This is a genomic window from Cupriavidus campinensis, assembly GCF_905397395.1.
In the GTDB taxonomy this organism is placed as follows: Bacteria; Pseudomonadota; Gammaproteobacteria; order Burkholderiales; family Burkholderiaceae; genus Cupriavidus; species Cupriavidus campinensis.
The window spans coordinates 152784-166781 of record NZ_CAJPVH010000005.1; the positions used below are offsets into that span (position 1 = coordinate 152784).

The window sequence follows — 13998 nt, forward strand, 5'->3', positions numbered from 1 at the left end:
ACTCCCGCAAGGCCAGCCCTGACAAGGCCCGGCCGGCGCGGTACGAATCTTGCCCCTCTTCTGGATTGCCAGTGATGGCACACCCGCAACTTCAGGAGATCAGCAATGGGCGACCACTACACCGAGCGTTATCGCCGGGGGCAGACCTGGCGGGCCGTTGAAAATGTCCGCGACGACGACGCTTACGATCCATGGAGCGACGACACTGGACTGCGTGCGCGCGAGCAGGATTGGCAGCCCGAGTCCGCCAGCGATGAATGGGACGATGCGCGCCGACGCCAGCGCCTGATCCCGGGACAAACCAGCGACGGCAGCCCGCCCCGCAGCGGCTATGCCGGCGCCTACCGCGACAGCGGCCAATGGCAGGGCAGCAACCTGCGCTACGGGCTCAACGGCGGCTATGCCAGCAGCGACTCGCCCGAAGAAGACGCCCAGCGCCGCCAGCAGGCGTACCGCAGCCGCCGCCAGGCCAGCGAGTTTGGCGACTATGGGGACTATGGGGACTACGGCGGCCCGCAGGGCTACCGGGGTTATCAAGGCTATCAAGAGGCACGCGGCTACGGCGGCGAGCGCGGATGGGAACAGGATCAGGGTCAGGGTCGGGGTCAGGGTCGGGGTCAGGGTCGGGGTCAGGGTCGGGGTCAGGGTCGGGGTCAACGCCAGCAACAAGGTCATCAGGGCGAACGCGGCCAGCAGGGCTTTGGCAGCGCCGACCAGCAATGGCTGCGCCGCGCCCAGCAGCGTGAACCCTGGCAGGCCGGCGGGTCCGGGCATGACGCCTATTTCAACGACCTGCGCAGCGACACGCGCTACTGGACCGAGCCCCGCGACGAATGGGGCGAATCCCGTCCGTCCGGCGCCTACGCCGGCCGCCAGCCGCCCGCCCAGTCATACGGGCGCAATTACCTTGGCGCCAGCGGCTATGACGAGGAACTCGGCTACCGCCCGTCACGGCGCAGGGCGGACGACGACGATGACCGCGATCAAGGCGAGGAGCACGGCGCGCTCTACAATCTCGGCCACCGGATCGGCGAAGCCGTCAGCAACTTCTTCGGCCTCGACGACGATGACATCGACAAGCGCAACGTGCCGCGCGGCTACACCCGCACCGACGAGCGCATCCGCGACCAGATCTGCGAACGGCTGACCTTTACCAGCGGCGTGGATGTGGGCGAAGTCAGCGTCGACGTGGACAAGGGCAAGGTCACGCTATCCGGCACCGTCCACCAGCGGAGCCAGAAATATGCCATCGAGGACATCGCCGACAACACCTTCGGCGTTACCGAAGTCGAGAACAACATCCGCGTCGAGAAGCGCGAAGCGCGTGCCGGCGAAGGTACCAGTGCCGGCTCCAACGGCTGGTAATGCCATCGCCACCGGCCGGAGCCGCCCATGGTGACGCGCCCGGCCGACCCGCCCCGACCCCAGCCCCAACGCCAACCCGAACGCCAGCCCCGCTCCTACGCCGGCTGGCTGTGGCTGGCCGCGCTGCTGCTGGCGGGCGCACTGGGCTGGCCCTACGTCAAACCCTATATAGATAGTGCGCTCTACGCGGTACGGCTGGCGTCGATGCCGGCGCCCACCGCGCTGGCGATGCCGGTGCAGGGTGTGGCCCAGCGCGGGCTGCGAGACACCTGGCACGGGGCGCGCTCCGGCGGGCGCAAGCACGAAGGCATCGACATCTTTGCCGCGCGCGGCACCCCGGTGCTGGCCGCCACGGAGGGCATCGTCTCGCGCGTGGGCACCAACAGCCTGGGCGGGAAGGTGGTCTGGGTGCTCGGGCCGGGTCGCCAGATGCATTACTACGCCCATCTGGACGACTATGCCGATGTGAGCATCGGCAACCGCGTGGCACCCGGCGCCGTGCTCGGCTACGTCGGCAATACCGGCAACGCGCGCGGCACGCCGCCGCACCTGCACTACGGCGTATACACCGGAGCCGGGGCGATCAACCCCTATCCGTTGCTGCGCGCGCCGACGTCCCCGTAATTTTCCTAGTTCAAGCCGCCAGCCGGAACACGCTGACGCTCTGCTCCATGCGCAGCGCCTGTTCCTGCAGCGCCTCGGCCGCTGCGGCGGCTTCCTCGACCAGCGCAGCGTTCTGCTGCGTGACCTGATCCATCTGCGTCACCGCCTGGTTCACCTGCGTGATGCCGCCGCTCTGCTCGTGGGAGGCGCGGCTGATCTCGTCCATCATCGTCGTCACGCGCTGCACGGCCGTGACGATGTTCTCCATGGTCGCGGCGGCCTCCCCGGCCAGCGCCGTGCCTGCCGTCACCCGGCTGGTCGACTGCGAGATCAGCGCGCGGATCTCCTTGGCCGAATGGCCGGCGCGCTGGGCCAGCGTGCGCACCTCGCTGGCCACCACCGCGAAGCCCCGGCCCAGTTCCCCCGCACGCGCCGCCTCGACAGCGGCGTTCAGCGCCAGGATATTGGTCTGGAAGGCAATACTGTCGATCACGGCGATGATCTCGACAATCCGCTTCGAATCGGCCTCGATCTCGCCCATGGTCTCGCGCACGCGCGACACCGATTCCCCGCCCGCCACCGCAATCGCCGACGCCTCCGCAGCCAGCGTGCTGGCCTCGTTGGCGTTGCCCGCGTTCTGCTGGACGATGGCGGTCAGCTCCTCCATGCTCGCCGCGGTCTGCTCCAGCGACGACGCCTGCTCCTCCGTGCGCTGAGACAAATCGGCATTGCCCTGCGCGATCTGCCCCGCCGCCACCAGCACGTTCTGCGCGCCGTCCTTGGTCTCGCCGATGATGCCGCGCCACGTTTCCACCATCGACATCAGGTGCCTTTTTACGCCGCTCAGCTCGTCCCGGCCGTGGGCGTCGATGCGCACGGTAAGGTCGCCGGCGTTGATGCGCGCCACCAGCGTCGCCACGTCCTGCACGTCACGGCGCATGCCCTGACTGAAACCGGCAAACAGGTAGAGCGCGCCGCCCACGGTGACCAGCGCGATGACGGCCAGCAGCACCAGTTGGCGCTGCTCGGCCGCCATGCGCTGGGCGAGCATCTCGCCCGTCAGCGCGGCGAACTCCTGGTTGAGGGCCGACACCGCCTCGATTGCCGCCGTACCTTCGGAAAAATACGACTTGGCATCGATCGTGATGCCGCTGGAGCCCAGCATGCTCACCTTGAGCGTGCGATAGAAGTTGTCCATCGCGGCCAGCCTGGCGGTGGCGGCTTCCATGCGGGCCTTGAAGGCCGGCGCACCGTGCTCGGCACGGGCGATGTCGCGCCGCACGGCTTCCAGTCCGTCCTGGATCTGCTCGGCCAGCGCGGCAAGGTCCGCCTGCTGGGCCGCATCGGAATAGCCGCCCTGCGCGATGATGCCGGCGCCCCGGCCACGCGCCAGCGCGCTCAGTTCGGCCAGCTTCGGCATCGGGCCAACCATCAGGTTGATCAGGTAATAGGAGCCGGCGTCCGGGTCGAGCGCCAGCGAGGAGCGATCGGCCACATCGCCAATGAACAGCCGCGTCTGCTTGACCAGCGCGGTGTGGCGCTCGAACAGCGGCGCGGCGGGGGTTTCCAGCCCGAGCTTGCGGATCTGCGCCCAGGCTTCGTCGAGCTTGGCCGCGTCCGGCTTCACGTCGAACGCCGTCACGCTTGCCGCCTCGGCGCGAAGTGCGCTGAGATGCCCATCGGCCTTGCCGTTGGCGGCGTCGAAGGTCGGCCGGAAGGTGGCATTGCCGAGCAGCAGCCCGTTGGCGGCGCCCCGGCGCACCTGCGTCTCGCGCATGAAGTCGAGCGCGCGGCCAACCAGCGTCAGGCCGCGCAATTCATCCTGCGTGGCGCGGATCGACTGCACCGACTGGTTCAGCACGGCAACCAGCGCGCCGCAGAGCGGAATCAGGAACAGGATGGTCAGCAGCACCAGCTTGCGCGTGATCGTCAGACGCGCCATCAGGTGCATTGCGGGGGTGAGGAAAGCGGCCACGGTGCTCCTTGTTATCGAGAACTGATTTCACGCTGTATCGGTCTCGATTCGAAGGAATGAAGCCACTTTCCCGGCTATTTTTCGCACTGCACAAACACGGTGCCGCCGCCGCACGCGCACGGTGCGCGAAGCACGGCGGCGGGGCGAAACATCAGGCGGTGGCGCCGCCGTCCAGCCCGATCACCTGACCCGTGATGTAGCGGCCCGCCGGCGAGGCGAGCAGCACGGCCAGGCCGGCGACGTCACTGGCTTCGGCGATGCGCCGCATCGGGATGGCGCCGCTCAGGGCCTTTTCGCGTTCGGGATCGCCCCACAGCGCGTCGCGCGAAAAATCGGTGCGCACCGGGCCCGGGTTGATGCTGTTCACGTTGATGTTGTGCGGCGCCAGCGTCAGCGCGAAGTTGCGCATCACGGCATCGATCGCGCCCTTGGAGACGCTGTACAGCGGCAGGAAGGCCGAGCCGCGGCGGCCGGCAATGCTTGACATGAAGACGATCGAGCCATCGCGGCGCTCGATCATCTGCGGCGCGAGTGCATTAACCAGCACAAAATTGCCGCGCACGTTGCCGGCCATCACGTCGTCGAATTCCTTCTCGCCCTGCTCCAGCATCGGGCCGACCACGCCGCTGGCGGCGGCGTTGAGCAGGAGGGCATCCACGCGGCCGAAGGTGGCGAGCACCTTGTCGGCGAAGGCGCGCACGCTGACGAGGTCGGCGATATCGCAGGCGATGCCGGTGGCATCGATGCCTTCGGCCTTCAATGTGGCCGCCACGCGCTCGGACACCGCGCTATCGCGGCCCGAGACCACCACGCGGGCGCCTTGCTGGCCCAGCGCGCGGGCCATCTCCAGCCCCATGCCTTTGGTGGAACCGGTAATCACCGCGACGCGGCCGGACAGGTCGAACAGTTTGGACATAGCAGGAATCTCCTTGGATCGATGGGACGACATGACAACAACCATGCTGGCCTTTTTAAATGATGACCAGCATCTATTGAATAAAGTATGGACGTCATCTAAACTGCGGTCAAGGCAAGTTTCAGTCAGGTTTCCAGAGGGAGGCGTCAAATGGCGCGCGCATCACGAGCAGTGGCCAGCCAACACAAGGCGGCCATCGAAGCCGCATCGGCAAAGCTGATCCGCGAACGGGGGCCGCATGCAGTCAGTGTGGCAGAAATCATGGCAAATGCCGGGCTGACCCACGGTGGCTTCTACGGCCATTTCGCGTCGAAGGACGACCTCGTGGCGGTGGCCTGCCGGCGCGCCTTCGAGGAAGGCGACCAGCGCTGGGACCGGCGCATCGCCGGCGCCGGCGGTGACCGCCAGACCGCGCGGCGCGCGCTGGTGGCGGCCTATCTCACCCCCGCGCACCGCGACCACGCCGCCGAAGGCTGCGCGGCCTCTGCGCTGGCGGCCGATGTGGCGCGCGAGGACGCCGACAAGCCGGTGCGCCCGGTGTACCGCGAAGGGCTCTCGGCGCTGATCGACAAATGGCTCTCGACCGCCCCAGCCGACCTGCCCGAAGCCGAAGCCCGCCAGCAGGCGCTGGTGGAGGTGTCGGCCATGGCGGGCGCGCTGATGCTGGCCCGCGCCACGGCCGGCGACCCGCTCTCCGAGGCGATTCTCGATACCACGCGTGCGTGGTTGCTGGGCGAGGACGCTGCCGAGGCTGCGCCCGAACCTTCTCCCGCCGGCTGAGGCAGACGCGGACACCCACGGACACCCACGGACACCCACGGACACCCGCAGACACCCGCAGACACCCGCAGACACCCTTTCTCCACATCTCACTCACCACAACAACCAGACCCCCATGTTTGCGCAAGCCCTTTCCAGCCGGCTGGACCGGCGCGGCATCCACTATGCGTGGATCATTGCCGCCGTCACCTTCTGCGTGATGCTGACCACTTCCGCCGCGCTCGGCCTGCCCGGCGCGTTCCTGAAACCGCTGACGCAGGAGATGGGCTGGAACACCGATCAGATCTCATCGATCCTCGCCTTCCGCTTCGCGCTGTTCGGCCTGATGGCGCCGTTCTCGGCCATCCTGATGGAACGCTTCGGCGTGCGGAATGTGGTCTGTGCGGCGCTCGCGCTGATCGCGGGCGGCATGGCGCTGGCCACGGTGGCCACGGAGTTGTGGCAGTTGTTCGTCGCCTGGGGGCTGATGCTGGGCGTCGGCTCGGGCATGACCGCGCTGGTGCTGGCCGCCGTGGTGGCCAACCGCTGGTTCACCGCGCGGCGCGGGCTGGTGGTGGGCATCCTCACGGCGAGTTCGGCCACCGGCCAACTCGCCTTCCTGCCGGTTGCCGCATGGCTGATCGAGCACATGGGATGGCGCACGGCGGTGCTGCCCGTGCTCGTGGCCTGCGCCGCGCTGGCGGTATTTGTCTTCGCGCTGATGCGCAACCGGCCCGGCGACGTTGGCCTGCCCGCGTTCGGCGAACTGCCCGGCACCGCGCCGGCGCCGTCCGGCCCGCCCGCCCCGCTCACGCTGCGTGGCCCCTTCGTCGTGCTGCGCGACGCCGCGCGCACGCAAACCTTCTGGCTGCTGGCCGGCACGTTCTTTATCTGCGGACTGTCCACCAACGGCCTGATCCAGACGCACTTCATCGCCCTGTGCGCGGACTTCGGCATGTCGGCGGTGCCGGCCGCCTCCGCGCTGGCGATGATGGGCGCGTTCGACTTCGTTGGCACCATCCTGTCTGGCTGGCTTTCGGACCGGTACGACAGCCGCAAGCTGCTGTTCTGGTACTACGCGCTGCGCGGCCTCTCGCTGTTCTGGCTGCCGCATTCGGAGTTCACGCTCTACGGCCTGTCCATCTTCGCGATGTTCTACGGCCTGGACTGGATTGCCACGGTACCGCCGACGGTGAAGCTGGCCGCCACCACGTTTGGCCGCGAGCGCGCGGCGATGGTGTTCGGCTGGATCTTCGCCGCCCACCAGATCGGCGCGGCCACGGCGGCGTTCGGCGCGGGGCTCTCGCGCACGCTGCTGCTGACCTATTCGCCGGCGCTGTACGTGGCGGGCGCGGCCTGCCTGGTCGCCGCGCTGATGGCGCTGGCGGTGCGCCGCAAGGCACCGGCCGCTACGCCGCCTCAGGCGGCAGCGCAGGCGTAACCCCAGACTCGCCAGCCTCGCCAGGCTCGCCAGCCCCGGTAGGCGGCGCGACGGCCACGAACGCCTCGATCAGCGCCGCCGCCGGGGCGCGCTTGAGCGCCGACTGCCGCACCAGCACGCCGATCTCGCGGAACAGCGGCGGGCCGGGCATCGGCACTTCCTCGATGTTCGGCGTCTGCCGCAACGGCACCAGATCGGCAGGGATGATGGCGCAGCCGAGCCCCTCGCCCACCATCTGCAGGATCACGGCCGGCTCGTCCAGCTCCATGCCTTCGCGCACCCACAGCCGGTGCCGCTTGAGGTAGCGGTCCACCAGTTGCCCGCCCGTGGAATGCCGGTTGTAGCGGATGAACGGCACGGTGGCGAGCAGCGTCTTCAGGTCCGCCGGGGCGCCTGCCGGCGCAATCGCCACAAAGCGCTCGTGCAGCAGCGGCACCCATTTCAGTTCGGGCGGAATGCCCAGCCGGGGCTTCACCAGCACGGCGATGTCCAGCTCGCGCGCATCCACCTGGGTCAGCAACTGCGTGGACATGCCCGGCACGATGTTGACGTGGGTGTCCGGGTAGGCGATGCGAAAGCGCTGCATCGCCTTGGGCAGCAGCGTCGACTGCACCGTGGAGACCGCGCCCAGATCCAGCGGCGCCGTGTCCGGCCGCGCCTGGGCGCTGCCCTTCATCGACTCATAGAGCGCCACGAAGCGCGTGGCGTCTGGCAGCAGTTGCCGCCCCTCCTCGCTCAGTGTGACGGACTTGCCCGAGCGGTCGAACAGCGCGTAGCCGAGATCCTCCTCCAGCCGGCGGATCTGCGTGCTCACCGCCGACTGTGTCAGGCCGAGCCGCGCCCCGGCGGCGGAAAACGACGCCGTCTCGGCGGCCATCAGGAAGGTGCGGAAGTAGCGGATCACGGGCGTGGGCGCACAGGCAGGGGTATATCGAAATCTCTGATACTCAGACCAGAAATCATTCGTTTCATATTACGAGTTCTGCTGATTACAATCAACGACACGTCAAAACATCCCTGCCCACGAAAGGATTGCCATGAGCGCCATGCCCCTGTTCCACCTTGCCTTCCCGGTGCACGACCTTGCCGCCGCACGCCAGTTCTATGGCGACCTGCTGGGCTGCCCGGAAGGCCGCAGCTCCGACGCCTGGGTCGATTTCGACTTCTACGGCCATCAGGTGGTGGCGCATCTCTCGCCGGACGAATGTGGCCATCGCGCCACCAGCGCGGTCGATGGCGACGATGTACCGGTGCGCCACTTCGGCGCCATCCTGCCGATGGACAAGTGGGAAGCGCTGGCCGACAAGCTGCGCGCCGCCAAGACCAAGTTCGTGATCGAGCCGCACGTGCGCTTCAAGGGCCAGGTGGGCGAGCAGGCCACCATGTTCTTCCTGGACCCGTCGGGCAACGCGCTCGAGTTCAAGGCGTTCGGCGACCTGAGCCAGGTGTTCGCCAAGTAATCGCCAAGTAATCGCCAAGTAATCGCCAAGTAATCGCCAAGTCACCCCCATCAAACCCAGATCCATAAGAGCAGAGCGAGACATGACCGAATTCGTTATCCAGCCGGCCCCGCAGGCCAGCGTGGCCGTGGCCGGCAGCCAGGCCCGCTTCCCGATCCGTCGCGTGTTCTGCGTCGGCCGCAACTACGCCGCGCACGCCCGCGAGATGGGCAAGGACCCGGACCGCGAGCCGCCGTTCTTCTTCACCAAGCCGGCTGACGCCGTGGTGCCGGCCGAAGGCACCGTGTCCTATCCCCCGCTGACCGAGAACCTGCACCATGAGATCGAACTCGTGGTGGCCATCGGCAAGGGTGGCGCCAACGTCACCCCGGCGCAGGCGCTGGATCTGGTGTGGGGCTATGCGGTCGGCGTTGACCTCACGCGCCGCGACCTGCAGGACGTGGCCAAGAAGATGAGCCGCCCGTGGGACTGGTCGAAGGCGTTCGACGCTTCCGGCCCCTGCGGCCCGCTGCATCCGGTGTCCGCGGTCGGCCATCCGGCCAAGGGCGCGATCTGGCTCAAGGTCAACGGCGAGCCCCGCCAGCAAGGCGACCTCGACGAACTGATCTGGCCCGTGGCCGATGTGATCGCCTATATCTCGGAAAGCATGACGTTGGCCCCGGGTGACGTGATCTTCACCGGTACGCCCGCTGGCGTGGGCGCGCTGAACCCGGGCGACGTGGTCACGGGTGGCGTGGACGGCCTCGGCGAGATCGCTTTTACGGTCGGCAAGCGCTGATCCGAGGGCTCGCAAGGTCGCCAGACGGCGTCGGTCCACATGGGGATCGACGCCGTTTTTCTTTATAAATCAGCGATATACCAGGTAGACATGTGTGACGCTGCGGGGGCCTGGCCATTCCGCAATCGAAATTTCTTTAAAAAGTCCTTGCTTATCTATCTAGTAGTAGATAATATTCTGCTCATGGACGGCGCTGCACCACCCGGCAAACAGAAACCAGCCCCGCGATGCAGTTCAAGTCCACGCAGTACATGTTGTGAATGAGTACCGGACGACGGTCTTTTTTTTAGCTCCGCCCCTCTACCTACCAGTAGATAGCAAAGCAGGAAAGCCTGTCACAACGCAGCAAGACATCGGCCCCGCGATCCACCTCTAACCGAGATCGCCCGGTCAACCAAAGACAAGGAGCACCACCATGAACGCCAAGACCATCCTCTCCGCCGCCGCCCTCGCCGCCGCTTTCGTGACTGGCGCCGCCCAGGCAGCCCCCGGCAACAGCACCGGCGAAGTCTACGGCTACAGCTATCGCGTCAACGACCAGCGCAGCCCCTTCACCGATGGCGCCCGTGCCAGCGGTGTGAACGAACCCCGCAACCCGTTTGTCGACGGTGCCCGCGTGAATGACCAACGCAGCCCGTTCACCGACGGCGCCCGCGTCGGCAAGACCGACCCGTACACCGACGGTGCCCGCACCGTTGCCGGCCTGGATACCAAGGGTGTCTCGGCCAGCCCGGCCCGCACGGTGGATGCCTTCACCGACGGCGCCCGTACCGGCAAGTTCGACCCGTACACGGACGGCGCCCGCATCGTGGCCGGCCTGGACCGCACCGGTGTCTCGAGCGAACCGTCGCGCACCATCGACGTGTACACCGACGGCGCGCTGGCCTGATCGCACGGTAGTGCAGCGCCACGCGCCCGGTAACGATACCGGGCGCACGGCCTTCCCCGAACAAGGAGTTTGATCATGAGTTTGCGTGACAGCGCCCTGATCCTGGGCGGATGGGTAGTGCTCTGCATTGCCAGCGGATCACTACTTTCTGTCGTCGCGCAGTCGCTGTCGATCTGATCTGATCTGATCTGATCTGATCTGATCTGATCTGATCTGATCTGATCTGATCTGATCTGATCGGCAGCGGCATGAACCGGAGGGTCTCCCACAAGGAGACAGTCGCCATGAAAACGCAACCCGTACGCGAGCAATTGCTGGAACACGCGTCAGTGCTGATTCGGCGCCGGGGCTACAACGGTTTCAGCTACCGCGATCTGGCGGAGCTGGTTGGCGTCAAGACGTCTAGCATCCATTACTACTTTCCGTCGAAGGACGACCTGGTGCTGGAGGTGGTGCGGTGCTACCGCGAAACCGCCACGGCACGGATCGGGGCCATCGACACGACATTGCCGCTGGCCGAGCAGGCCCGGCGCTATATTGAGCCGCTGCGTGGCGGCGCGGACAACGGGCAGGTGTGCCTGGTCGGCATGCTGTCCGCCGAGGTGATGATGCTGCCGCCGGCGATTGGCGCGCTGCTGCAGGATCACTTCCGCATGCACGAGGCGTGGATTGCCGAGCTGCTACGCCGCGCCGAAGCCGAGCGCGGCCAGCCCTACCCGGTGCCGCCGCCGGCCTTCGCCAAGGTGCTGTATGGCGCGATCCAGAACGGCATGATCACGGCGCGCATGTCGGGGTCGAGTGACCGGCTGGATGCCGCGGCGGACATGCTGCTCGGCGCCGTGGCAGACCCGGTGACGGCCAAGGCTGAAGAGGCCGTGACGGTGTAACGTCCAACCTCCGGAATCAGGCGCGTGGCGCCCGTCGCTTTGCGGCGGGCGCCTTTGTCGTTTTAGCCGGGGTCGTTTGGCCGGGGCCTTTTTAGCCGGGGTCTTCTTGGCTGCGGCCTTCTTCGCCGCGCCCTCCCCCAGATCCAGTTCGATCCACGCCGGCGCGTGGTCGCTCGCCCGCGCCTCCCCCCGCACCCATTTGTCCACGCCCGCATCGACCAGGCGCGGCGCCAGTTCGGCATTCAGCAGCAGATGGTCGATGCGCAACCCCGAATTGGTCTGCCAGTGCTGGCGGAAGTAGTCCCAGAACGTGTAGATGCGCGCGTCCGGGTAGCGCGTGCGCAGCGCGTCGGTCCAACCCTGCGCCAGCAACCGGCGATAGCATTCCCGGCTCTCCGGTTGCAGCAGGGCGTCCTTGAGCCATGAACGCGGGTTGTAGATGTCCTCGTCGGTCGGCACCACGTTGAAGTCGCCGGCCAGCACCACCGGGTGGCCGCTATCAACCAAACCCTGCGCGTGACGGATCAGGCGCTCGAACCATGCCAGCTTGTAGTCGAACTTAGGCCCCGGCTGCGGGTTGCCGTTCGGCAGATAGAGGCAGGCCACCAGCACGCCGTTGACGGCGGCTTCGAGGTACCGGCTCTGGGTGTCATCCTCGGCGCCCGGCAGGCCGCGGCGCGCCTCGATCGGGTCCGTGCCCCGGGCGAGGATGGCCACGCCGTTCCACGCCTTCTGCCCGTGCCAGATGGCGCCGTAGCCGGCGGCGCGAATCTCGTCGATCGGAAACGCCGTGTCGATGGTCTTCAGTTCCTGGAGGCAGGCCACGTCGGGCGCCTCGCGCGCCAGCCAATCCAGCAGCGCCGGCAGGCGGGTACGGATGCCATTGATATTGAAGGTGGCGATCTTGAATCTGGACATCGGCTCTCCCTGTGCGAGGCTGGCAACACCATCGGCAAGTTTCAGCAAGATTCGGCAAGTTTCGCTAGCGTCGCGTGCTTTCCTTTCATCCGGCTGTTCGAGGAGATCTGTGCTGCCGGCTACGAGGGTGGCTTGCCAGACGGATCCACGATGACGGAACCCGGCCCGTGGCCAACGCTGACGCGTGCGTATGCCTATGTGGTCAACCCTGGCAGCAACACTGTTTCCCAGGCCGGGTAACTTGCCCGGCATTGTAACAACCGCATACGGGGCCATAGCCCCCCGTGTTGCCGTGCACGCGCGTAGAGATTCTTTTGGCTTCCGAGGTTGGTCGACTGGCTCATGTTATCGGCCTCGACCCGACCGGGGGGCTTCGAGTTACTCAATAAAATCGAATTCCATGCCGTTAACGGGAAACGACTTGGTGTCACGTATTTTGTATTGCAGATTAAGAAACGCGTACCACATTAAAATGATCCGGCAGTTGATCTACGCGAGGAGTCGTCCAGCCGCAATGAGAGTTTCGATGCGGACCGAACTCAAATGAGTTGAAGAATTTACTTAACGGAACAAGAAAATGACGTACGGTAGAAATCGGTTCTGGGTTGCAGCAAAAATAACGGTTGGCGGTTTCTTTATCGCCGCTGCCATTACTGCCTGTGGTGATGGCAGCAGCTCAAGCGTGCCTGACTCAAGCGTCCCTGACGCAAACATTCCTTCCAGTGGCACTACCACTTATCAGGTTGGCGGTACTGTTTCCGGCTTGGTCAGCGGCACCCAACTGCAATTGACCAATGGCCGAGACGCGCTAACTGTCACGGCCGAAGGAAGTTTTGCATTTCCTGCGAAGCTCGTGTCCGGCAGTGCCTACAGCGTGACTGTCGGGGCACAACCGATGGGACAGAACTGCACGGTGACCGGTGCTGCCGGCACCGTGTCGGCAGCCGATGTTGCGACAGTTAGCGTTGCATGCAAACGCATCGCTTATGCCTATGTGGTGAATCGAAACAGCAATGACGTTTCGCAGTATTCAATCGAAAATAATGGCTCCCTCGCGCCGATGGCTACGGCCAGCGTCGGCACGGGATTTTTCGGTTCGCAGGCAGTCCTGGTTGATCCGACGGGCAAGTATGCCTATATTGCGAACAGCCTCGACGATACCGTTTCGCAGTACACGATCGGAGCGGATGGTTCGCTCACGCCAATGGCCACGGCGTCTGTTGCTGCGGGGCTTTGGCCCGGGGCGGGGGCCGTGGATCCGACCGGCAAGTATGTCTATGTGGTGAATTCCAGCGGCAATGACGTTTCGCAGTACACGATCGGGGCGAATGGTTCCCTTACGCCGATGGCTATGTCGACTGTCGTAACGGGATCCTCTCCCTTTTCGATGACGATCGATCGGACGGGGAAGTATGCCTATGTGACGAACAACGGTGGCAGCAGTGTGTCGCAGTACACAATCGGAGCCGATGGTTCGCTCACGCCGATGGCTACACCGGTCGTCGCCACGGGCGCCAATCCAGAGTCAGTAATGGTAGATCCGACCGGCAAGTATGCCTATGTAGCGAACAACGGCAGCGCAAGCGTTTCGCAGTACACAATCGGAGCCGATGGCTCGCTCACGCCGATGGCTACACCCACCGTCGCTTCTGGATTCGGGCCGATTTCAGTGTTGATCGATCCGACCGGCAAGTATGTCTACGTGGCGAACAGCGGCGGTGACAATGTTTCCCAGTACACAATCGGGACGGACGGTTCGCTCACGGCAATGGCGACAGCGACCGTCGCATCCGGAACCGTGCCCATTTCGGTGTCGATCGATCCGACCGGCAAGTTCGTCTATGTGGTGAACAGCGGCGGCAACAGTGTTTCGCAGTACACGATCGGAGTGGATGGCTCGCTCGCTGCGATGGCTACAGGGACCGTCGCTGCCAACTTCGCGCCTTGGTCAATGGCGACAACTTATGCCGCCACGCACTGAATGTGTGCGCCATTGAAAATAGCCAG

The 13998-nt window shown here is 65.8% G+C and carries 12 protein-coding genes and 1 pseudogene; 9 read left to right on the top strand and 4 right to left on the bottom strand.

The features are described 5' to 3' along the window. The first annotated feature begins 105 nt into the window (after positions 1 to 105). Both KHO18_RS05255 and KHO18_RS05260 read left to right on the top strand, forming a co-directional pair. Positions 106 to 1365: a BON domain-containing protein gene (locus KHO18_RS05255; RefSeq protein ID WP_211942874.1), complete on the top strand. Its 1260-nt coding sequence runs from the start codon at positions 106 to 108 to the stop codon at positions 1363 to 1365. Between the two features lie 27 nt (positions 1366 to 1392). Continuing rightward, on the top strand, positions 1393 to 1989 hold the full coding sequence (locus tag KHO18_RS05260) for a M23 family metallopeptidase (RefSeq protein WP_144196510.1): 597 nt from the start codon (positions 1393 to 1395) through the stop codon (positions 1987 to 1989). 10 nt (positions 1990 to 1999) lie between these two features. Here KHO18_RS05260 and KHO18_RS05265 read toward each other — a convergent pair whose 3' ends face one another. Beyond that, positions 2000 to 3910, bottom strand: coding sequence for a methyl-accepting chemotaxis protein (locus KHO18_RS05265; RefSeq protein ID WP_211942886.1), 1911 nt, complete (start codon positions 3908 to 3910; stop codon positions 2000 to 2002). Positions 3911 to 4094: 184 nt separating this feature from the next. Beyond that, positions 4095 to 4859: an SDR family NAD(P)-dependent oxidoreductase gene (locus KHO18_RS05270; protein ID WP_144196509.1), complete on the bottom strand. Its 765-nt coding sequence runs from the start codon at positions 4857 to 4859 to the stop codon at positions 4095 to 4097. Positions 4860 to 5009: 150 nt separating this feature from the next. Between KHO18_RS05270 and KHO18_RS05275 the strand changes: the two genes are divergently transcribed. Next, on the top strand, positions 5010 to 5639 hold the full coding sequence (locus KHO18_RS05275) for a TetR/AcrR family transcriptional regulator (RefSeq protein ID WP_211942875.1): 630 nt from the start codon (positions 5010 to 5012) through the stop codon (positions 5637 to 5639). A 115-nt stretch (positions 5640 to 5754) separates the two neighbouring features. Further along, positions 5755 to 7059 (top strand): MFS transporter, encoded by a 1305-nt coding sequence (locus KHO18_RS05280; RefSeq protein ID WP_211942876.1) that lies wholly within the window; start codon positions 5755 to 5757, stop codon positions 7057 to 7059. Here the strand turns inward: KHO18_RS05280 and KHO18_RS05285 are convergent. Next, positions 7028 to 7963: a LysR family transcriptional regulator gene (locus KHO18_RS05285; RefSeq protein ID WP_211942877.1), complete on the bottom strand. Its 936-nt coding sequence runs from the start codon at positions 7961 to 7963 to the stop codon at positions 7028 to 7030. The two genes, KHO18_RS05280 and KHO18_RS05285, sit on opposite strands and share 32 nt — an antisense overlap. A 133-nt stretch (positions 7964 to 8096) precedes the next feature. Between KHO18_RS05285 and KHO18_RS05290 the strand changes: the two genes are divergently transcribed. The 4 genes from KHO18_RS05290 (at position 8097) to KHO18_RS05305 (ending at position 11073) form a co-directional block, all read left to right on the top strand. After that, positions 8097 to 8519, top strand: a complete 423-nt coding sequence (locus KHO18_RS05290) for a VOC family protein (RefSeq protein WP_144196505.1) — start codon at positions 8097 to 8099, stop codon at positions 8517 to 8519. Between the two features lie 82 nt (positions 8520 to 8601). Further along, complete coding sequence (locus tag KHO18_RS05295) at positions 8602 to 9297, top strand: fumarylacetoacetate hydrolase family protein (protein WP_144196504.1); 696 nt, start codon at positions 8602 to 8604, stop codon at positions 9295 to 9297. Between the two features lie 415 nt (positions 9298 to 9712). Further along, positions 9713 to 10186 carry a copper resistance protein CopQ gene (locus tag KHO18_RS05300; protein WP_211942878.1) on the top strand — a complete coding sequence of 158 codons (474 nt, stop codon included), beginning with the start codon at positions 9713 to 9715 and terminating at the stop codon, positions 10184 to 10186. A 284-nt stretch (positions 10187 to 10470) separates the two neighbouring features. Further along, a complete protein-coding gene (locus tag KHO18_RS05305) occupies positions 10471 to 11073 on the top strand; it encodes a TetR/AcrR family transcriptional regulator (protein WP_144196502.1) in 603 nt (200 codons plus the stop codon). Positions 11074 to 11184: 111 nt separating this feature from the next. On the opposite strand, the pseudogene xth reads toward KHO18_RS05305, so the two are convergent. Next, a pseudogene (xth, locus tag KHO18_RS05310) lies at positions 11185 to 11991 on the bottom strand (exodeoxyribonuclease III); the annotation flags it as partial. Positions 11992 to 12568: 577 nt separating this feature from the next. Between xth and KHO18_RS05315 the strand changes: the two are divergent. Continuing rightward, a complete protein-coding gene (locus tag KHO18_RS05315) occupies positions 12569 to 13972 on the top strand; it encodes a lactonase family protein (protein WP_149138070.1) in 1404 nt (467 codons plus the stop codon). Positions 13973 to 13998 lie beyond the last annotated feature (26 nt).